The sequence below is a fragment of the Furfurilactobacillus curtus genome (assembly GCF_054657915.1).
Map to the genome: position 1 here is coordinate 1,780,590 of NZ_BAAHXU010000001.1, position 20,955 is coordinate 1,801,544.

Consider the following 20,955-nt stretch of genomic DNA (forward strand, 5'->3'; position numbering starts at 1 on the left):
GATAATTGAGGTAACAGCATGGAACAATTTGCAGGGGGCGAAGGCTCCAAAGCCTGGTTAGCAAAAATTTTTAAACATGACGATATTATTACTATCGGTATTGGTGATTTGTCCCGAGCAACAGGCGTTACAACCACTAAATTGCGGTATTGGACAGACAAAGGTTACATTAACTGCTTGAGCGAGAGTGAAGGTAATCGAAAGTATAAATACGAAACTGTTTTTAAGGTTCGAGCGATGAAGGCTTACCTGGACGAGGGTTACACATTAGCAACTGCTGCCCAAAAAATGGCACAACATCGTGATGTGATTCAAACATTAAAGCACCTGGTTACTGATCGAATAGAAAGTGTGCAATTAGTGGATGATGGTAGTCACATTATTGATTTTGGTTCATTTGACTCGGAACCGACCAAGCACCTGATTGCGCAAGTGGATTCATCAGGAACCCATTTTCGACTGGAATAAGGATGTGGGCGTGACTTGAACAGCTGCCAAGCGTCAGGACGGTGCGTGATGAACAGTCATGATCTGATTAGGTTATGAGAACGATTTCCTGTAGGCGATTGGCTTCACCCGTGATGACTCACATGCTATCGAAAACGCGCTCGCAAGACCTGAGTCCTGTGCACAACTAACAATCACAACCGGGTCAAAAGCGCCCCATTACGATTGTCCGTTGTTGCTCAGACTCACCCGGTCTTGCGAGCACTCTGATTTTATTCACTTGTCGCACGCGGCTGTACATGCTAAGCTGAGGGTGTAACAGGGATCGCAGTTGATGACCCAAAAATTCCCAGGAGATGGCCGATCTTTACGGCTGGGCCATTGCTTCATGTTGTGAGTGTTTTTTGGACAACTTTTTGTAGAAAAGGTTCGATAAATCGCGCGGAATGCGCTCGAGAATCATCCTTCCGGGGTGATTAGTGATCGTATTTAAAACAATATGTTTCATGAAAATTACCGTTTTCATGGTGTCATCAACTACCTGTTACGGCACTTCACCAGTTAAGGGAATCTGGTGGGGTGTTTTTTTATATTCAGAGCGGAAAAGGCCGGTTTGAGGCTGAGCATTAACCAGTGACCACCAGTTGGCGTCTTTTGCCAATTGGTGATTACGGGTTAAGCACAAGCCTCAGGTCTTTGGAGCTCGACAGTGTTCCTGTTTGGTAACCATAGCGGTTTGGTTTAATGACCCGGCGCCGTTTAGCAATTGATGATGAGCCACTTGACTCATCTTGTGCATCACCCCTGCAGTTTGTAGTGACTTGCGGTACCATATAAATGTAACCGCTTTCTAAAACTGTCAACGCAAGAATCATGGAGGTTAACAGATGGAACCACAACTTAGCTGGTTGGATGATCCGCAGGTTTTTCGGGTCGGGACATTGCCAGCACATAGTGATCATTTCTTCTATATTAATGAGCAAGAAATGAAAGCTGAGACTAGTTCGTTAACACAGTCACTGGATGGGGAATGGGATTTTAAGTTTGCACCTAATCCGCAAGCGCGCCCACAACACTTTTTCCAACCGGAGGATGATCGTCGCAATTTCACCACGATCACCGTCCCAGGGCATATCGAATTGCACAATGACGCGCAAATTCAGTACATCAACACGCTATATCCGTGGGAAGGTAAAGAATATCGCCGGGCAGCTTATACGTTGGGGCAAAATGTGGAGGCTGGGATGTTCAGTCAAGCCCCTGACAATTCAATGGGCGCTTACGTGACGCACTTTGATTTACCGCAGCAGTGGGCTCATCAGCGCATTGCTGTTCAGTTCGATGGTGTGCAAACGGCGATGTATGTGTGGCTCAATGGTCATTTTATCGGTTATGCGGAAGATAGTTTTTCCCGATCGGAATTTGATTTAACGCCGTATGTTAAATCACGCGATAACCTGCTAGCCGTTGCCGTGTTCAAGCTGAGTACGGCCTCATTTTTAGAAGATCAAGATATGTTTCGATTTTCGGGGATCTTTCGCAGTGTTCAGTTAGTTAGCCGGCCAAAAATTCATTTAGAAGATTTGACGCTTAAACCGACACTCAGCGATGACTTTGAAACAGGCTTGTTAACGGTTAAAGCTGCTTTAAGTGGTGAACGACAAGTTGGTCAACATATCGAATTGCGCTTGCTCGATGCTACTGGGGCAACGATTGCCACTCAACAACAGGCAGTTAAGACAACCGATGCGACAGTGACCTTTGATCGCTTGACATTGCCGCAAGTCCATCGTTGGGATCATCATGATCCATACCTGTATCAGCTCGTCTTAACCATCATAGACGTCACCGGTCACGTGGTTGAGGCAGTACCAGCAAGTGTCGGTTTTCGTCGCATTGAAATTAAAGATAACGTGATTTTACTTAACGGTCAGCGGTTAATTTTAAATGGTGTCAACCGCCACGAGTGGAGTGCCGATCACGGACGGGTGATCTCAATGGCTGATATGCAAGCCGACTTAAAAACCTTCGCTCAGGCACACATCAATGCGGTGCGAACATGTCATTATCCCGATCAGATTCCCTGGTATTATTTGTGTGACCAAGCCGGTATTTACATGATGGCGGAAAATAATCTAGAAACACACGGGACTTGGCAGAAACTCGGTGCTGTTGAACCATCTGTCAATGTGCCAGGATCATTGCCACAATGGCGGGCTGCGGTGCTAGACCGCGCTGTTAACAACTATGAAACGTTTAAAAATCACCCGGCAATTTTATTCTGGTCATTAGGTAATGAATCCTATGCTGGCGAGGATATTGCCGCTATGAACGCCTATTATAAGTCGGTTGATCCCAGTCGGTTAACCCATTATGAAGGGGTCATTCGAAATCCCGCGTATGAAGAACAGATTTCTGATGTGGAAAGTCGCATGTATGCCGCTCCAACTGAAATTCGCCAATACTTGATGGAATCACCCACCAAACCGTTCTTAGATTGCGAGTATATGCATGATATGGGCAACTCGCTCGGCGGTCTTGGTGATTACATGGCCTTATTTGATGAGTTCCCTAGTTATGCTGGCGGGTTCATCTGGGACTTTATCGATCAGGCTTTGTGGGTCAATGATGAAGTTACCGGTCAACCAGTTCTGCGATATGGTGGGGATTTTGACGATCGCCACTCGGATTATGAATTTTCTGGTGACGGGGTGATGTTCGCAGATCGGACACCAAAACCAGCTTTACAGGAGGTGGCCTACTACTATGGCAAATACGACAGATAACCTACGTGTAATTTACGGCGATGGGGTGTTAGGCGTGCATGGCCCGCATGTTTACTATGGTTTTAGTTATGATCGTGGGGGATTAGAATCACTAGCCATTGACGGCAAAGAATGGCTGTATCGGGTGGCTCGGCCGGCTTTTTGGCGCGCTACCACGGACAATGATCGCGGCAACCATTTTTCCGAACGGTCCGCTATGTGGTTGGGCGCTGATTTGTTCTCACCATGTGTGGCGATTAACGTTCAAGTTGATGGCGTTGATCTGGGCTTACCGTTAGCGCCAGAAAATAATCGGTTTTCGAATCACGAAATGGCGTCATCAGTGATCGTAACCTTCACCTACCAAACGACGACCGTGCCCAGTACGACGGTAGCTATTGCGTACACAGTTCGCGCAGATGGCACATTAGCGATTCACGAACACTTTGGCGGTCAGTCTGAGTTGCCTGAATTACCCGTGTTTGGCTTGCGGTTAACGATGCCCACTGTTGCCAGTAGTTTTGACTACACTGGGTTATCTGGAGAAACCTATCCGGACCGTATGGCTGGCGGCACAACTGGAACCTACCATGTGGATGGCCTACCCGTGACGCCTTACTTGGTCCCGCAAGAAATGGGGATGCACATGGATACCAAGCAACTGACCGTGACCCGCCGACAAACGTTAAATAACGCAGACCCTGATGCAGCTCCGTTTTCACTCGCTATAGTGGGCACGCCAACATTTGCCTTTAGTTGTTTACCATACACGCCATTCGAGTTAGAAAATGCGACACACATTGAAGAGTTGCCAATTCCACGACGTACCGTGCTGAGTCTATTCGGCGCTGTTCGTGGTGTTGGTGGCATCGACAGTTGGGGCGCAGATGTTGCAGCACCGTATCATATTGACGCGACGATGGATCATGAATGTGATTTTGTGATTAGGCCAGAATAGTCTAAATAAAAACAGCTGTCTTTGACAGCTGTTTTTATATGAAAAGTTGGCTAACTTATGATGTTTATCTAAAATCAGGAGGGCCAGAGCTCAACCGTTAGCATGGAACATGGTACACTAAAATCAACATTTTACTGGGACAACTTGTCCAATGACGGGGAGAGAGAAACCAGATGCAAATTTTGCGTAACGCGTGGGCGGCCATTAATCGCCACATGATGCTTTTACGATTACTTTTTGTTTTTTCGGTGTTGCTGTATGTTGTTCACGAGATTGGCCGTGATCTGCAGCAGATTAGTGGTGCACAAGTGGCCGCGATCTTTGCTAATCAATCGATGACTAGCTTATTCGTGATGCTAGTGGTCGGCTTTATTGCGGTCACGCCGATGTTAAATTACGATTTTAATATTGTGAAATTTCTCCCCGGGACGTTTAAACGGGGCTATGTGATTCGCTCTGGCTGGACCGTTAACACTTTCACGAACATCGCTGGCTTCGGTGGACTACTAGGGGCCAGTCTGCGAGCCAACTTCTATAGTAAAGGGGCAACACGCAAAGAAATTCTCTTTGCAATTTCCAAAATTGCGCTCTTTTTATTGACCGGATTGTCACTGGTCTGCTGGATTGCCCTCTTTCAAGTGTTTGTCCTGGGCATCGGGACCATCTTTGCTCGTTATTGGATTTGGCTCGTCGGTGGAGCGCTGTACTTTCCAGTCGTCTTATTGACCACCCGGTTTACCGACTCTGAATTCTTCAATGATCTAACATGGCGCCGCCAACTTTCGTTAATGACTGGATCGAGCTTTGAGTGGTTGAGCTGCACCTTGTTCTTTATCTTTATTGGCTATTTAATGGGCATTAAGGTTGATTTGGCCGCTGTGGTGCCAATGTTTGCGGTGGCCTCAGTGGCTGGGGTTGTGTCGATGATTCCTGGTGGAATCGGGTCTTTTGACACCTTCATGATTACCGGTCTGGGTTTTATCGGGGTCGGTAAAGCTGATGCGCTCGTGTGGCTGCTGTTATACCGGATTTTTTACTACATCTTGCCATTTTTGGTCGGGGTCGTATTCTTTGTTAACGATGCTGGAAGCCGCTTTAATAAGGCGTTTGAGGGTCTACCACTGCAGCTTTTCCGTCGAGTGGCGCACGTTTTCTTAACCCTATTTCTGTGGTTCTCAGGCGTGATGATTATCTTAGTTTCGACCTTTCCCCATCTGCAGGAATATAACAAGATTTATGGGGCCTTTTATGGCTACGTCGTCTACTTTGCCAATCAAGCGACTAATATCATCATGGGTTTTCTCCTAATTGGCTTAGCACGAGGGGTCAATTCGCGGGTCAAACGGGCATTTTGGCCAACCACAATTGTGCTGATTATGGCGACCCTCAATACTTTGTGGAAGGATCCTTCCATTAAAATTTCGGTCTTTTTAGTGGCCGTGCTGTTTGCTTTGTGGCTGTCGCATAAGGAATTTTATCGCGAACATTTCGAATATTCTTGGGGCGCCATCTTAGTCGATGGACTCAGCTTTGTCGGGATCTTTATCACGTACATTGTTGTCGGGGTATATAACACCCCCAATTATCAACGACTCCATCATGTTCCACGCGCGGCTTTGTTTCCCACAGAACGCGTTTGGTTTAGCGGTTTAACGGCGATTGCCATTGCGATGGTGATTCTGGTGGTCGTGTATTGGTATCTGCACAACGGTAAATCGTCGATCTTCACAACCCCGTTTGATGCTAGTCGTGTTGATCACGTCATTCAAACGTATGGTGGCAATGAAGTTAGTCATCTAGCCTATCTCAAGGATAAGTTGTTGTACTTCTATCAAGTGGATGGCGAAGATAAAGTGTTCTTCATGTACCAAAAAAAGGCCGATCGCTTGATTGTGATGGGCGAGCCGGTCGGGGATCCAGCTTATCGCGATGCCGCGATTGATGACTTTTTGGATGTCGCTGATAAAGAAGGATATTCGATTGTCTTTTACGAGATCGATGAAGACATGACGATGAGCCTCCATGAAAAAGGGTACGACTTCTTCAAATTTGGTGAAGAAGGCTTCGTTGATTTGCCATCGTTTAGTATGGATGGTAAAAAACGTAAAACTGATCGCAACCTGATGAGTAAATTCGATCGCGACGGGATTACCTTTGAGGAACTACAGCCGCCATTTAGTGAGCAAACATTGGCTGAATTGCGTGAGATCTCCAATGCATGGCTTGACGGTCAAAACGAGAGTGGCTTCTCCTTGGGCTTCTTTGATGACTACTATCTCAACCAGGCGTCAATCTACGTCATGCGTAATCAAGATGGGCACATTATCGCCTTTACAACGAATATGCCCACTCATACCGATGTTGCCTCGATCGACTTGATGCGCTACGGCAAAGACGCGCCATCTGGCACAATGGATGTCATGTTCATTCACCTATTACAGTTAAACGCCGCCCAAGGGTTTAAGGACTTTAATATGGGGATGACCCCGTTAGCTAATGTCGGCGTGTCGCGTTTTAGCTTCATTGAAGAACGCATCGCCCACTTGATCTATGAATACGGCTACCGGTTCTATGGATTCCAAGGGTTGCGTAATTATAAAGAAAAGTACGTCACCTCCTGGCACGGAAAGTACATCGCTTATCGACGGCGCAGTTCGCTGGTCTTTACCATGATGCAGATTACGGCCGTGGTAAATGCAAAGCGAAATAATGGCGAGAAGCGGGTGCTGATCTTTAGGCGGAAATAGAATGGCTCTACTCAAATGAAATGTTTTTGTAAAACTTACTACCGGTTTCTTTTTGCTAAGAAACTAGCAGTAAGTTTTTTTCTTAACGAGACTTAAATTGGCAGTCTTGAATGTATACGATTTCAAAACGCTGTGAAATAGCAATGTAAGTTTATTTTAGCTATTCACTGCTTTAAGATAAAAGTTATTCACATTATTTAAGCTTGCGAATATTTGATTAGACAAATAGAGTAGTATGATGATGAATTCATTTCAATATTGTAACAATGCCCATAATTAAGGACTTCTGGCTTATACTTAAGTCTAGTTAACTTTTGATAGTTATAGTGCTGAAGGAGAACACATAAAAATGAGTAAAGTTTTAATTACAGGGGGAGCCGGTTTCATTGGTTCTAACTTAGCTGAACGATTAATTGGTGAAGGGCATCAAATTACCATTGTCGATGATCTTTCAATGGGTCTTAAAGAAAACATTCCAGACTCTAAACAAGTTACTTTTTATGAACATTCAATTATTGATCATGGCTTTATGGAAAAATTACTTGTCGATAATGATTTTGAGTATATTTTCTTGTTGGCGGCCGTGGCCAGCGTTGCTGATTCGATTGAGCGCCCACTTTATACACATGAAGTTAATCAAGAGGCTAACATATACATACTAGAGGCAATACGAACTAATGGTTTGAAGCCTAAAAAGGTTCTTTTTTCCTCGTCAGCGGCTGTTTATGGTAATGAACAAGAGTTACCGAAACGAGAGATCTCTAAAGTTTCTCCAATTACGCCATACGCAATTGACGAATTTGCCACTGAACGCTATTTGGTTACATATGCAAATTTGTACAAGTTGAACTTTGTCACAGTTCGATTTTTTAACGTTTATGGTCCACGGCAAAATCCTAAGTCACCATATTCGGGCGTAATTTCTATCCTGACTGAGGCGCTACAAAAAGGTACCGAGTTCAAGATTTTCGGTGATGGTGAGCAATCTCGTGACTTTGTATATATAAGTGATGTTTTAGATGCGCTTGAATTACTAACTTTTGGGAGCAATGTTAAAGGTGATGTTTTTAATATTGCAACTGGTCATGAAACTTCTTTAAATCAAATAGTGAGAACATATCAGAAGATTGCACAGACGGATATTAATGTCTCAATGCAGGATGCTAGGACAGGAGATATAAAAGTATCAGTGGCTAGTGTTGATAAGCTGAAAGAATTAGGATACATGCCCAAAATTTCTGTTTCAGAAGGATTAACGAGGTATTGGCAATATATTAATCTCAATTGATGTGGAGGAGAGACTATGGAAGTAACACATGTTATCGAAAGAAATGATGGCACTTATGATTTGCTTTTTGTTGAAAAAATTGGTTCACCAGTTAGTGGTGAATACGTTCGTGTAAAGCGGATATTTGATTTTGTTTTTGCACTTATCCTTGGCTTGTTTGCTCTGCCCATTGTATTTCTCTTTGGTTTATTAGTCGGGCTTACATCCAAGGGGGGCGTATTTTACTCCCAAAAAAGGGTCGGATATATGGGAAAGGTTATTAAAATCACTAAACTTAGATCAATGAGTAATGATGCAGAATCGAAATCTGGTGCTATGTGGGCCCAGAAAAATGACCCGCGTGTCACTGCTGTAGGAAAGTTCATTCGGAAGACGCGTATTGATGAATTACCACAAATTTGGAATGTACTTAAGGGTGAAATGAGTTTCATCGGGCCGAGACCTGAACGACCTTTAATGACTCATAAATTTAGTGATGAGTGTCCTGGGTTTGAACAACGACTTCGAGTTTTGCCTGGATTAAGTGGTTATGCGCAAATTCACGGAGGATACGAGCTAACTCCTAAGAAAAAAGCTGAACTTGATAATTACTATATCGAGCATGTGAGTTATCGAATGGACTTTCACATTATGTTTGGAACTTTAAGAGTCATATTAACTGGAGACGGCGCCAGATGAATTTTCGAAGGGAATTGGTGTGAATTAATAATGATAGATTTGGTTTCTGTTATTATGCCGGTGTACAATGCTGCTGATACAGTTAATCAGTCTATTGATTCTGTTCTACAGCAAAGTTATTCTAATCTTGAATTAATTGTTGTAAATGATGGGTCAACTGATGATACGGCAATGTTATTGAGTAGATATGCAGTCAATGAGCGTGTGAAAGTAGTTAATTTACAACGCAACTTGGGAATTTCTAATTCTAGAAATATTGGCGTCAAAAATAGTTTGGGACGCTACATCGCTTTTTTAGATAGTGATGATCGCTGGGATAAAAAAAAATTAGAAAATCAACTTTATTTCATGGAAAAAAATGAAGTTTCGGCCTCCTTTGGAACGTATCGTAAGATACGTAATGGTCGGCCAACCGCAATTGTTACTTCAAAACATTCGAAGTATAAATTCAATGATTTGTTGAGTGGAAATCCTATTGGAATGCTCACGGTCATTTTAGATACAAAAGTTGTCCTAAAAAAATGGATAAATTTTCCGAAAATTGATCACGAAGATTATGCGCTGTGGCTTAGTTTAGCACGGGACCATAATCTGACTTTTTTTCGTTTTTCTACAGATCCGCTAGCTGATTACTTGGTGCACCAGTCAAAAACTTCAAATAAAGTAAAGGCCGCAAAATGGACTTTTCAGATTTTTTATAATTTTTTAGGATTTGGTTATTTGAAGGCAAGTTATTACTTTACCAAGTATTTAATTTCTCAAATCGAAAGGAAAATCTGATGGTCAAAAGAATTCTTCATTTTCAAGGAAGGATGGGTTTAGGTGGGGCCGAATCTTTCATGATGAATATTTTTAGAACTGTTGATTTGTCCGAATTTGTGTTTGATTTCGTCATATATGATACGTACAAGGACGTCACTCCGTATAATGATGAAATCAAGAAAATGGGTGGCAAAATTTTTGTTTTACCGGACCCAAATCGGCATTTTTTCAAATATATTCAGGAACTTTTTAGACTGCTTCGGACTAAAAACTTTTTTGCAGTAGAAAATGAGATTTATTTTGGTGGTGGTATTAATTTACTTCTAGCCCTTATTTGTGGGATCAAGACGAGAGTTGCGGTCAGTCATGCAACGTCAGATGGAAAGGGTTTCACACGGACACATTTACTATTAGCTTTTTTTCTAAAGAAATTACTTATTACAACTGCAACGGATCTAGTAGCGGTCAGTGAAGACGCAGGGAACAGCTTGTTCCTAGGTAAGCAATTTTTAATTGTTCCTAATGGTATTGATTTAGCTAAATTCGTAGATGCCAAACGGTATCGCAAAAGCAACAGAGAAAAGATGGGCATTGAGGAAAACACTGTTGTTGGGATTAACATTGGAAGGCTGGAGAAACAAAAAAATCAGACTTTTTTAATTGATCTTGTCGATTCAATGAATCAGCGACAAAAAAATAACTTTAAATTATTTATTGTCGGAACAGGTAGCTTGTTGGACGAATTGGAAAGCCTTTCAAGGGCTAAAGGGTTAGAAGATATTATTGTCTTTTTAGGTGAAAGAACAGATATTGATCAGTTGTTAAGCATGAGCGATATATTTTTGTTACCCTCATTATATGAGGGGTTGCCAACTGTAGGCATTGAAGCACAAGCTGCAGGATTGAAATCCATTTTTTCTCAGAACATTTCTTCCGAAATTAAGTTAACAAACGAGTGTCTTTTTTTACCTATATCATCAGGCTCATTTCGCTTTTGGATAACAGAAATTTTTAAAAGCGAACAAATTGTAAAAACTACTTCAAGATTGTTTTTTTACGATAATAAAGTGGCTGCAAAAAAATTAATGACTCTTTACAGAAAATAGTCGTAAGAAATGAGTAATAGAGTAGTTAACATTTGGGAAATGAATGAACGTGTTGCACTTTTATTTTTCGAGGATAAGCAGAGTGAAAAAAATTAGAATTGTTATACAAAATTTAAAATTTGGTGGGGCAGAAAAAACACTTATTGATTTTTTAAAAAACTATGATCGAAATAGCTATTCTGTTGAATTAGTTTTACACACTAAAGAAGGACAACTTCTAGATGAGGTTCCTGAAGATGTCTCAATCAGGAACATAGTTCCTTTGGAGAAGGGCTTTTTTTCCAAGGTTGCACGTTCTTCTTTTTTTAAGGCTTTGAAATATTTCCCTTTGCTTGCTAAAATGATAATTCAAAGACGATTAGGTAGAGCAGACTTGACCGTGGCATATTTGGAAGGAATTGCTACAGAAATCTCGTCCGTATTAGATGGACCTAAAATTGCTTGGGTACATACGGATCTCAGCTCCAATCCTTGGACTGATATTTTTTTTAGGAATATGGATGCTCAAAAGAAGGCATACGAACAATTTCAAAAAATAATTTTTGTGTCTCGTGGAGGAGAAGTATCGTTTAAAAGGAGATTTGGTTCTGATTTTTTGTGGCCTACAGCAATTCTTCCAAACCCAATTGATACAGAACGCATTCGAAAGCAAGCCAATATACTGAATAGTGAATTTACGGAATGGAAAGAAAAAACGAAGGGAACGATTCGATTAATAACAGTAGGAAGGATGGACCCAATAAAGAGGGTTGATTTATTAATTAAGGGCTTTTTACAGGCTCGGAAAAATGATTTTCTTCTTTCATTGACGATTATTGGTGATGGAAGAGAATTGAATAATTTGAAATCGCAATTTGGTCAGACTGAAGGACTATACTTTCTTGGATTTCAAAAAAATCCGACGCCGTACGTAAAAAATAGTCAGATGTTTATTTCTACGTCATTAGTGGAGAGCTATCCAACCTCAATAATCGAAAGCCTTATCCTTGGAACTCCAGTTATTGCAACTGAAAACGTTGGAAGCAAAGAAATCCTGAACGGCTTGTCCGACGTGATGATTCCAAGTAAAGTTACAGAGGCCGATTTGGCCATGAAAATCACTGAAAGTCTTAAGAGCTTGAGCCAAAGGCAGCAAGCAATCGAGCCGCTAGTTAAAAGGTTTGAGTTAGAACAAGTTTTACATAAATATTATGAAGTGTTTGACGAGGCAATGAAAGATGGATAAGCAGATTGACGTCGTAATCCCATGGGTAGACGGGGAGGATTCAGATTGGAAGAGGAAAAGACAACGATTTAACGAATCAAAAACGTTATTAAATGATGAAAACAATACAAGTAACCGATACCGTGATTATGGAACTTTAAAATATGTGTTGAGATCTATCGACAAAAACATGAGTTGGGTAGGTCGCATTTTTCTTCTTACTGATCACCAAGTCCCATCGTGGATTAATAAAGAAAAAGTCATCATTGTTGACCACTCTGATTTTATCGTCGGAGCATTGCCTACCTTTAATTCTAATGTTATTTTAACGAGTATCGGTAATATAAAGGAGTTGGGTGATTTCTTCATCGTTTTTAACGACGAGACGTTAGTCGTGAATCGCACAAAAAGAACTGATTTCTTTAGGAATGGATTACCTGTTGATTCATTAATTGAGACGGGAACGGTACCAATGTCTGATGGTTTTTTTCACATTTCTTCTAATGGAGTGGCATTGATTAATCAGCATTTCTCTAAGAGAAAAGTGATGAAGAAGCACTTGGGATTGTTTTTTAACTATCATTATGGTGTTCAAAATCTACGAACATTTTTGTCCTTACCGTATGGAGGCTTTTTGGGATTTTATAACCAACATTTGATAATGCCCTTTAGAAAAGCGGATTTTGAACAAGCTTATGATACTTTTTTTGAAAATTTTGCAAGCACTTGGAACCATCGTTTTCGCGAATTCACTGATATTAACGAATGGGCAATAAGGTATTTGAGGAATGTGAATGGCAATTTTGCTCCTGGTTTTTTAAAAGGACAGTTTTTTACCCTTAGCGATTTTCAAAAACAGATACCAAAAATCAAAAAAAAATCAAAGGTTGTTGTTATTAACGATGATGGATGCGCAAATGAAGAGGCGTTTAACAAGGTGAACGATTTTCTTGAGACAAACTATCCACAAAAATCAAAATATGAAAAGTAAATTATTATCGATCATTATTCCTGCATATAATGTTGAATTTTTTTTAACCAAGGCTGTAACAAGCCTGTCATTTTTTTTGAATAATGAAAAAGTTGAAATTTTTATAATCAACGATGGCTCGACAGACGATACTGAGCTGATCGGTCATCAACTATCTAATCAGTTTTCCAATATTACGGTTGTAACGCAAGAAAACATGGGATTGTCAGCAGCTAGAAACGTTGGTCTAAAACAGGTTAATGGAACTTATACTTATTTTTATGATGGCGATGATTTTCTAAACAGCGTGTATTTAAAAGATATCTTTATGATTTTAGAGCAAACATCCGTGGATATTTTGTCTTTTGGTTATGCTCAGGTTGATGACGATGGAACTGAGCTTAATAGACATCTGTTTAAGGACGATAGCTTTTATATTTCTTTGAGTAAAGCGGATTATATACATGCAATAATTGGTGGAGGCACGGATCCTGTTGCAGGTTATTTGCCGACAAAAATCATTAGGACATCATTGATACGAACACTTAGATTTAGGCAAATGAACTATGAGGATATGCCATTCGTTTTTGAATTATTGGAAAATGAGAATATCCACAGTATTCTATATTTAAATCGAGTTGTCTATAACTATGTGCAGCGTAAGGACAGCATCACACATTCGATCACGTATACTAACCTTAGTGACAAATTACTATCACTGTGGCTAGTCAATAATTCATTAAATAAAATGGGTGTTTCTAAAAAGGTACTTTGTCTTAATAACGAACGAATGCTTATCCAGGCATTGTGGGTTTCTTCATTAAACATCAAATTTGTCCGATCAAGACTAGTCGCAAGTAATGCTAATCGATTGTTGCGAATGCTTTTTTCGTTCTCCGGTTCAACTAGACGAATTAGTTTATATTTGAGATTAAAAACATTTTACTACCTTATTATTAATGTCTTACTGAGATTTATTTATTTCCGGTAAATAGACAATTACAGGTAACATGAGGAGGTTTTTGATGGTTCAGGCGCAGAACGCTGTCCCTAAGTTTCTTTTGAAGTTTACGGTACTTTTATTGCTTTTTTCCAGCTTTTATTTTTCACCAATAATTTCCTTTTTAGGCAGCGTCTTAGTTTTGGCCTTCAGTAAGGAATCTATTTTGGTCTCAGCTATTGGAGGTTTTTCATTAGCGTACCCTGCACTTTTTTTTCAACCTTTAATCACTGATGATGCTACTCGAATCTTTTTTGTTGTGAAAGGTATGCAGAATATTCCACTAAGTGGTCTGAAATATTGGTTGAAAATGTGGGCCCCAGATTATTTGAACTATCCATTGTTTACTGGTCTAATGTACGTGGTTGCTCGTTGGTTACAAGTTGAAGCGTTACCCTTTATAGTTGCTGGTGTGACATTTACCGCAGTTTTTTATACTGTTTGGAAATTTGCTAGGATATTTGAAATTACAAGATTGGCAAAAATTCTTGTTCTTTTATCTAGTGTAACTTGGCTGAATTATTTAGAATTAATCAGTGGTATGCGATTTTCTCTTGCCTGTGCTTTAGCTCTCTTTAGCATTGTTGATGCTTGTTTTTTAGATACTAAGACAGCTTCAACGAGATATTCACATTTGTTTTGGTTGATAGTTCCAATTTTAATTCATCCAGGTGTGATGATTCTTGTGATTCCCGTTATAGTATATATCATCCTAAATCAAAAAAATTTTTTCAGCAAATGGGTTTCACTGATAGGAACCTCTGTGTTTGGTTTGGTATTGATTTTATTGAATGTCTTTCAAAATAATAATAGCTATCTTAGAATGATCTCTAATCGACTTAACGGATATCAATCAACGACTTTTGATTACTACTTGTCTCCCCAACGACTTGTTCATTTTTTTTTAGCGCTCACACTTGGGTTAGTTGCAATTTCAATGAGCTCGATGATGTTAAAACAGCAGGAAATGAATCCACTGTTCAGACAAAAAGTAGAGTCTTTAAAAAGAATTTGTACTATTTTTGAAATTTACTTTCTTATCTCATTGATTTCTATTTCATTTGGCATGAGGTTAGCTGTTTTGGTCCCTATGTTGTTCGTTTTGTTGACTGCTGTCACGACTTCTAGATTTACTAGTGGTCCGTTTTTATATGCTCCGTTATTAATATTGACATTTGTGTTCATTTTGAATTTGTTTTACAACATTAGTGCACTTCATGCTAATTTTTATGGAATAGTATGGTTTCGGCTGTAAATTTTAGAAGTAGATATCGAGGTTGAATAATGTCAAACACCAAAAGAGCTTTTAGAAATGTTTTATATTCTACTGGCGGATATGCAGTTCAACTGATCTTATCTTTAGTTGTTAGAATTTTTTTTGTTAGATTTCTCGGTAGAGAATATTTAGGATTAAACAGTGTATATGCTAGCTTACTTTCTGTCATTTCAATAGCGGATTTAGGCTTAGATACAGTTTTTGTATTTTTGTTTTATCAGCCTTTCCATGAAAAGAATTTTCCTGTTGTTAAGGGAATACTGAAACTTTATAAAAAGGTATACAGGCTTATTGCACTTTTAGTATTTTTAATTGGAGTTACAGTTGTTCCATTCATTCCAAGCATCATCGGAACGAGGGTTAACCTTTCTGGTGTTTATACAATTTACTTTCTCTATGTATTAAATGCTGTAGTTGGTTATTTGAATACATATAATAGATCCTTATTAATAGCTGATCAGCAGAGTTATATAGTCAGTGGTGTTACCTCGGCTTTTATAATCGTGGTTGATCTAATTCAAATCATTCAGCTATTAGTCGTGCCTAATCCTGTCGTTTATATGGTTATTCAGGTTTTAGGAACAGTGCTGACAAATGTTGTTATCACAGAATTTGTTAAACGACATTATGCTGAGGTTTTGAACAGCGTTGAAACGAGTGTGACGACTAACCAAATGAGCACTCTTTGGCGAAATGGTATTGGTGGAGTTTCAAACAAAGTTGGCAGCGTGGTCGTGATTAGTTCTGACAATATACTTTTGTCGATGTTTACTAACCTAGTTGTTGTTGGAATGTATTCAAACTATACTGTCTTAACGGCCGCTATCAGTCAAATTATGCAAACAATTTCTAAAGCCATTACGCCAAGTATCGGTCAGATGGGGGTTGAAAGTACAGAAGTTGAAAACAGAAGAATATTTATGGAAATTAGTTTCAGTATATATAGTTTATCGACTTTTATTTTCTTCTTCTTTTTTGGTCTTGTTACTCCGTTCGTTAGGATTTGGTTAGGGGAAAAGAATGTTTTTCCGTTTTTTCTAACGTGGCTAATATCATTTAATCTTTGGTTGACGCTCATAAGAACGCCCTCTTGGATGTTTGCCGATTCATTTGGTTTACAATGGGCACAAAAATGGAAAGCTCCATTTGAGGCGATAATAAATTTGTTTTTATCATTATGTTTTTTAAAATTGTTCCACCTTGGGATAGAAGGAATAATTTTAGGGACTATTTTGTCGACTATTGTCGTTGTTATTTGGTATGAACCGTTGTCCGTATTTCGGCATATCATACCGAGTTTAAGTCTGACAAAGTATGGTAAATTTGGCATTCCTTTCTTGATTCTTGTGATTGAGTTTAGCCTAGTTTACTGGTTTGAGACAATTATATTTAAAGCAACATTGCTTGGCCAAATAATTTCCTTTTCTATTAGTTTTTCCATTGCTACTTTGACTTATTGCTTATTCTTTTTTAAGAATCCGCTATTTTCACAGCTGTATAGGAGAATATGTCAGCTGGCTCGCAGAAATTAATTTCCAGTTCATCATGAACAAAGTTGAAAGTGAAATGAAAACAGGCTCTTTGTAAATTTTGAAAGCACATTGGTAAAGTGAAGAACGTGATCATTTTGAACGTCAGCAGTAACAAATGATCGTCTATAATTACGTTTTCTTAGTTACTATGCTTGAATCATCATAAATTGGTATTGATCAATCACCTTATTCTTAATAGAAGTCCTTGAAAGACTAATTGACTCATGGTAGTAGAATATCTACGTGATGACGGTAAATTGATTTACGTAAGGGCATTGATGAATTTAGCCACTGTAGTGAAAGATGTTTTTAATCTTGATTTCTTTTCGACAACCTTTATCCTTTTCCGTGGTAGGTGGCCTGGTTTACTTAAGGCGTTGCCTTAGGAACAGGATGTTTTTTCTTTGGTTTATAAATGCTTAGATAACAAAAAATCAATTTGGTTACGAAGCGGGTGTAACTGCTAAGTTAGTAACTAAAACACGATTAACCGACGTTCTTAAAAAACACTTGATTCAAAAGTGTTTTTTTTGAAGGTGTCATGTTTTTATAAAACATCGAAATAGTGTTTTCTTTCTTTTTAGTTAATCGGCATTATTAGGTGCAGCGGGTATTTGACGACCGTGTAGAATAGTGAAGATAGAAGAGATGGAATACTATAATTAAAGGAGTTATGGTGAAAATTCTAGTTACTGGTGGTGCCGGGTTCATTGGTTCTAATTTTGTTCGGTATGTTCATGACAATCATCCAGAAGCGGAGGTCACGGTTCTGGACAAATTGACCTACGCGGGCAATAAGGAGAATATTGCCGATTTACTAGGTGATCGTGTTGAACTGGTGGTCGGTGATATTTGTGATCCAATTATTGTGGATAAGTTAGTTAAAGGAACAGATGCGGTCGTGCATTATGCAGCGGAGAGTCATAACGATAATTCGCTTAAAGATCCATCCCCATTTATTCAAACCAATATTATTGGCACTTACACATTGATTGAGGCGGCCCGGAAATATAATAAACGTTTCCACCATATCTCAACGGATGAAGTGTACGGTGATTTGCCACTTCGAGAAGATTTGCCGGGTCATGGCGAAGGAGTCGGTGAGAAATTTACACCCACGTCCCGTTACAAACCCTCAAGTCCATATTCTTCCTCAAAAGCTAGTAGCGATCTGCTAGTTCGCGCCTGGGTGCGTTCATTTGGTTTACAAGCAACAATTTCGAACTGTTCCAATAACTACGGGCCTTACCAATTTATTGAAAAATTCATTCCTCGCCAAATCACTAATATTCTCAGTGGCGAACGGCCGAAGTTATATGGTAGTGGCAAGAATGTGCGAGACTGGATTCATACGAATGATCATTCCGCCGCAGTGTGGTTGATTTTAACCAAGGGACAGATTGGCGAAACTTATCTGATTGGTGCAGATGGCGAACAGGATAATAAGACGGTCTTAGAGATGATCCTTGAGTTGATGGGACAGCCAAGCGACGCTTATGATCAAGTCAAGGATCGTCCTGGGCATGATTTACGTTACGCCATTGATTCAACTAAGTTACGCGAAGAACTTGGTTGGCGTCCACAATTCACCGATTTTCGCGCTGGTTTGAAGAATACCATTGATTGGTATTCTAACCATCAAGATTGGTGGCAAAAGGATAAAGCCGCTGTGGAAGCGAAGTACGCGGAAAATGGTCAGTAATAAGGAAAAGTCGAGATGGGGGTTCTGATCGTTGACATGAAGTGAAGCAACCGAATTTGAGATCATTAGTTGGCAGGAAGCTTTACAGCAGTTTCTGAATCGCAATTAACAATATGGAATGGCGCCGATCAACACGAGATATGTGGATCAGCGCCATTCCATATTGTTTTATCCCTTTACAATCTCACAAAATTCCACGATCTCTCCATTAGGCCCTTCAATATTGAAGTACTTAATCCCATGCTCCCAAAACGGCAAGCTTTGGACGTGTTGATCAATCAACTTGAAAGCGGCTGCTTTGACCGTAGCGAATGTCTTATCTGCATCAGTGGTGTTTAATGAGATGTGGTTGATGGCGCCAGGCCGCATCGGAGTTTCAGCCATCGTCCAGGTTTCGATGGTGAGGTGATTGAGCCGCATGAAAGCGACTTGTCCCTCACCATTTTTGAATTGGCCGACTTTGGTGAATCCCAAGCTGCTCCAAAAGGCGATTGATTGAGTTAAATCTGTGGTGGGGATACCGATGTGTTGAACATCGTCAACATAATCTGTGAGACTCATAAGTATGACTTCCTTTCAGCTTTAAGCCGAGTTAAATTGTGGCGTGACTTGGGTCAGGTACACCAACGTCAACGGCTTGGTGGGTCAAGTGAGGAAAAATGAAGTGATCGGCGATGCCGGTCAATCCACCTTGGAATAAGAGAGCGAATAAGGTGCCGATGCCAAGGTTGGTAAATTGGCGGGTGATCGCAAAGGCGAGGATGGCCATCAAGGTCGGTGGAATGTAAGACATCCACATGGCGACTGTAGCGTTACCATGACAGTATTTAAAACGTAAAATCTGCATCAAATCATCGGCCGGATGGAGGACCAGATTGACGCGTTGATAAATCGAAATCGCGATGGCGATCAACACGACGCCAAAGAAGTTTAAGATGACGTATAGACCGATCATTAACGGACCATGAGCCATCGGCAGGCCTGCAAATAATTGCGGATCGTTACCGCTGAAGAAATCAGCAAAGATTTGAATTAACGCCGAGAAGGGCACCATAAAGATCAAATTACCAACTGCCCGGCGCCATTCCCAGTGACCAACCAAAATGGCGTTGAGCACAGTAATGAGCATGCCAAAGACGAGAAAGGCCCAGAATAGGTTCCAATGAATGGCGTGGCCTAAGTTAGCTTCGGCGGCGGTCCAGTAAGCAGAGCCTAAAAAGGAAGGGTGAATTTTGGCGGTCGTGACCAATGTGAGCACATTGCCGGCCGAGTTAATCACTAATGACAGGATAAAGAGACCGATCGCTTTTGACATTGAAATCGTTCGGGTTGAGTTTGATGACATGATGTTTCCTCCTTCAAAGTCGTTAAGCTTGATATTCACGTAGCGCTAAAGCAAAGTTACCGAGCGTGGCCGAACCGTTGTGTTTGATGGCTGGCATGGTTAGATAATCATGGAGGTTACCAACGGCAACATAGTCATTTAATAAGTCGGCGAATTGTGTACGGACTTTGTCGAGGAAGGGTTCGCTGACGACACCACCACCGAAGACAATCTTGCCGGGACGTAGCGTCAATGTCGTTTGAATGGCCGCTTGGGCGACATAGTAAGCCATGATGTCCCACACTGGATCGGTCAAGGGCACATCTTGACCTTTGTGACCGGTGCGTGCTTCAAACGTTGGCCCAGCGACGAGACCTTCCAGACAGTCGCCGTGAAATGGACAGATGCCGGCAAAATCCAGATCATCCGGATGTCGTTTAAGCAAGACATGGCCCATTTCAGGGTGCCCAAGCTCGCCAACAAAGTCGCCATTAATGATGGCACCAGCGCCAACACCGGTACCAATGGTGTAATAGACCAGCGAGTTAATGCGTTCATTGGTGAGCGTGGTCATCACATATTCGCCATAAGCGGAGCCATTCACATCGGTTGTCCAATAAATGGGTAGATCGAAGGCTTGCTTCAAGGTGCCGACAAAGTCAGTGTCTGCCCAGCCAGGCTTGGGTGTATTAGTGATATAGCCAAATTTTGGATCGTGGCGCCGCAATTCAATCGGACCAAACGAGGCAATTGCCAGCGCTTGAATGTCGAATGATTTAAAGTAGTCGATGCAGTGTTGCAAGGTTTCTGTTGGAGTGGTGGTGGGGAAACTAACTTGATCTTTGGTCCGATAATTTTCATCGCCGACTGCGCAGACAAATTTCGTACCGCCGGCCTCAATACTGCCTAATAACATAATGTGTTCCTTTCATAAGGCGAAATTAGCATTCAGTAAACGCTTACATAAATGTATCTTAACCGGTCGCTGGATTTACAACAATCGAATTTTGTGTAAAAATCGTTTTTTCCTGTTTAACGGAAAAGGGGCTTAAATCCCAGTCTCATCGGCTTAGCTGGCAGATCGAACTTTTTCTTGAAAACAGCAATCCCTACAAAATCCAGAGGACAATCGATTGTCTTTGAAAACGGCCGACATTTATGAAAACTAGGCCTTAGTTTCATGAAGACCGAAATAG

At 40.6% G+C, this 20,955-nt stretch carries 17 protein-coding genes; 14 read left to right on the forward strand and 3 right to left on the reverse strand.

What is annotated here, in order from left to right:
• The first annotated feature begins 18 nt into the window (after window positions 1-18).
• The 14 genes from ACYQ0Y_RS08295 to rfbB all read left to right on the forward strand — a co-directional run bounded on the left by ACYQ0Y_RS08295 (window position 19) and on the right by rfbB (window position 18,435).
• Complete coding sequence (locus ACYQ0Y_RS08295) at window positions 19-468, forward strand: MerR family transcriptional regulator (protein ID WP_407883220.1); 450 nt, start codon at window positions 19-21, stop codon at window positions 466-468.
• An 866-nt stretch (window positions 469-1,334) separates the two neighbouring features.
• Window positions 1,335-3,233, forward strand: coding sequence for a glycoside hydrolase family 2 TIM barrel-domain containing protein (locus tag ACYQ0Y_RS08300; RefSeq protein ID WP_407883221.1), 1,899 nt, complete (start codon window positions 1,335-1,337; stop codon window positions 3,231-3,233).
• Complete coding sequence (locus tag ACYQ0Y_RS08305; protein ID WP_407883223.1) at window positions 3,214-4,170, forward strand: beta-galactosidase small subunit; 957 nt, start codon at window positions 3,214-3,216, stop codon at window positions 4,168-4,170. Before ACYQ0Y_RS08300 ends, ACYQ0Y_RS08305 begins: the two co-directional genes overlap by 20 nt.
• Window positions 4,171-4,343: 173 nt before the next feature.
• The gene (gene mprF, locus ACYQ0Y_RS08310; RefSeq protein WP_407883225.1) at window positions 4,344-6,917 is read left to right on the forward strand and encodes a bifunctional lysylphosphatidylglycerol flippase/synthetase MprF; all 2,574 of its coding nucleotides are present in this window, start codon (window positions 4,344-4,346) and stop codon (window positions 6,915-6,917) included.
• 349 nt (window positions 6,918-7,266) lie between these two features.
• Window positions 7,267-8,205, forward strand: a complete 939-nt coding sequence (locus tag ACYQ0Y_RS08315; RefSeq protein ID WP_407883227.1) for an NAD-dependent epimerase/dehydratase family protein — start codon at window positions 7,267-7,269, stop codon at window positions 8,203-8,205.
• 15 nt (window positions 8,206-8,220) lie between these two features.
• Window positions 8,221-8,883: a sugar transferase gene (locus ACYQ0Y_RS08320; protein ID WP_407883229.1), complete on the forward strand. Its 663-nt coding sequence runs from the start codon at window positions 8,221-8,223 to the stop codon at window positions 8,881-8,883.
• A gap of 30 nt (window positions 8,884-8,913) precedes the next feature.
• The gene (locus tag ACYQ0Y_RS08325) at window positions 8,914-9,663 is read left to right on the forward strand and encodes a glycosyltransferase family 2 protein (RefSeq protein ID WP_407883231.1); all 750 of its coding nucleotides are present in this window, start codon (window positions 8,914-8,916) and stop codon (window positions 9,661-9,663) included.
• Window positions 9,663-10,751 (forward strand): glycosyltransferase, encoded by a 1,089-nt coding sequence (locus tag ACYQ0Y_RS08330; protein WP_407883233.1) that lies wholly within the window; start codon window positions 9,663-9,665, stop codon window positions 10,749-10,751. The genes ACYQ0Y_RS08325 and ACYQ0Y_RS08330 overlap by 1 nt, the downstream gene beginning before the upstream one ends.
• An 82-nt stretch (window positions 10,752-10,833) precedes the next feature.
• Complete coding sequence (locus tag ACYQ0Y_RS08335) at window positions 10,834-11,976, forward strand: glycosyltransferase (RefSeq protein WP_407883235.1); 1,143 nt, start codon at window positions 10,834-10,836, stop codon at window positions 11,974-11,976.
• Entirely contained in the window at window positions 11,969-12,946 is a 978-nt protein-coding gene (locus ACYQ0Y_RS08340) for a Stealth CR1 domain-containing protein (RefSeq protein ID WP_407883237.1), read from the forward strand. The genes ACYQ0Y_RS08335 and ACYQ0Y_RS08340 overlap by 8 nt, the downstream gene beginning before the upstream one ends.
• Complete coding sequence (locus ACYQ0Y_RS08345; protein WP_407883239.1) at window positions 12,906-13,916, forward strand: glycosyltransferase family 2 protein; 1,011 nt, start codon at window positions 12,906-12,908, stop codon at window positions 13,914-13,916. Before ACYQ0Y_RS08340 ends, ACYQ0Y_RS08345 begins: the two co-directional genes overlap by 41 nt.
• 34 nt (window positions 13,917-13,950) lie before the next feature.
• On the forward strand, window positions 13,951-15,180 hold the full coding sequence (locus ACYQ0Y_RS08350) for a hypothetical protein (protein ID WP_407883241.1): 1,230 nt from the start codon (window positions 13,951-13,953) through the stop codon (window positions 15,178-15,180).
• Between the two features lie 29 nt (window positions 15,181-15,209).
• On the forward strand, window positions 15,210-16,733 hold the full coding sequence (locus ACYQ0Y_RS08355; protein WP_407883243.1) for a lipopolysaccharide biosynthesis protein: 1,524 nt from the start codon (window positions 15,210-15,212) through the stop codon (window positions 16,731-16,733).
• A 673-nt stretch (window positions 16,734-17,406) separates the two neighbouring features.
• Window positions 17,407-18,435, forward strand: coding sequence for a dTDP-glucose 4,6-dehydratase (gene rfbB, locus ACYQ0Y_RS08360; RefSeq protein ID WP_407883244.1), 1,029 nt, complete (start codon window positions 17,407-17,409; stop codon window positions 18,433-18,435).
• A gap of 168 nt (window positions 18,436-18,603) precedes the next feature.
• Here the strand turns inward: rfbB and ACYQ0Y_RS08365 are convergent, their stop codons facing one another.
• Genes ACYQ0Y_RS08365 through scrK form a run of 3 tightly spaced genes read right to left on the reverse strand, consistent with a single transcriptional unit; the run spans window position 18,604 to window position 20,675 of the window.
• Complete coding sequence (locus ACYQ0Y_RS08365) at window positions 18,604-18,996, reverse strand: VOC family protein (protein ID WP_407883246.1); 393 nt, start codon at window positions 18,994-18,996, stop codon at window positions 18,604-18,606.
• Window positions 18,997-19,027: 31 nt separating this feature from the next.
• Window positions 19,028-19,780, reverse strand: a complete 753-nt coding sequence (locus ACYQ0Y_RS08370; protein ID WP_407883248.1) for a DUF6198 family protein — start codon at window positions 19,778-19,780, stop codon at window positions 19,028-19,030.
• Between the two features lie 22 nt (window positions 19,781-19,802).
• Window positions 19,803-20,675 (reverse strand): fructokinase ScrK, encoded by an 873-nt coding sequence (scrK, locus tag ACYQ0Y_RS08375; RefSeq protein WP_407883250.1) that lies wholly within the window; start codon window positions 20,673-20,675, stop codon window positions 19,803-19,805.
• Between the last annotated feature and the right edge of the window lie 280 nt (window positions 20,676-20,955).

Coding starts and splice junctions, on each gene's coding strand:
- ACYQ0Y_RS08340 (WP_407883237.1), top strand. CDS start 11,969: ATGGATAAGCAGATTGACGTCGTAATCCCATGGGTAGACGGGGAGGAT.
- ACYQ0Y_RS08300 (WP_407883221.1), top strand. CDS start 1,335: ATGGAACCACAACTTAGCTGGTTGGATGATCCGCAGGTTTTTCGGGTC.
- ACYQ0Y_RS08355 (WP_407883243.1), top strand. CDS start 15,210: ATGTCAAACACCAAAAGAGCTTTTAGAAATGTTTTATATTCTACTGGC.
- ACYQ0Y_RS08305 (WP_407883223.1), top strand. CDS start 3,214: ATGGCAAATACGACAGATAACCTACGTGTAATTTACGGCGATGGGGTG.
- ACYQ0Y_RS08330 (WP_407883233.1), top strand. CDS start 9,663: ATGGTCAAAAGAATTCTTCATTTTCAAGGAAGGATGGGTTTAGGTGGG.
- ACYQ0Y_RS08370 (WP_407883248.1), bottom strand. CDS start 19,780: ATGTCATCAAACTCAACCCGAACGATTTCAATGTCAAAAGCGATCGGT.
- ACYQ0Y_RS08365 (WP_407883246.1), bottom strand. CDS start 18,996: ATGAGTCTCACAGATTATGTTGACGATGTTCAACACATCGGTATCCCC.
- rfbB (WP_407883244.1), top strand. CDS start 17,407: ATGGTGAAAATTCTAGTTACTGGTGGTGCCGGGTTCATTGGTTCTAAT.
- scrK (WP_407883250.1), bottom strand. CDS start 20,675: ATGTTATTAGGCAGTATTGAGGCCGGCGGTACGAAATTTGTCTGCGCA.
- ACYQ0Y_RS08325 (WP_407883231.1), top strand. CDS start 8,914: ATGATAGATTTGGTTTCTGTTATTATGCCGGTGTACAATGCTGCTGAT.
- ACYQ0Y_RS08315 (WP_407883227.1), top strand. CDS start 7,267: ATGAGTAAAGTTTTAATTACAGGGGGAGCCGGTTTCATTGGTTCTAAC.
- ACYQ0Y_RS08320 (WP_407883229.1), top strand. CDS start 8,221: ATGGAAGTAACACATGTTATCGAAAGAAATGATGGCACTTATGATTTG.
- ACYQ0Y_RS08350 (WP_407883241.1), top strand. CDS start 13,951: ATGGTTCAGGCGCAGAACGCTGTCCCTAAGTTTCTTTTGAAGTTTACG.
- ACYQ0Y_RS08295 (WP_407883220.1), top strand. CDS start 19: ATGGAACAATTTGCAGGGGGCGAAGGCTCCAAAGCCTGGTTAGCAAAA.
- mprF (WP_407883225.1), top strand. CDS start 4,344: ATGCAAATTTTGCGTAACGCGTGGGCGGCCATTAATCGCCACATGATG.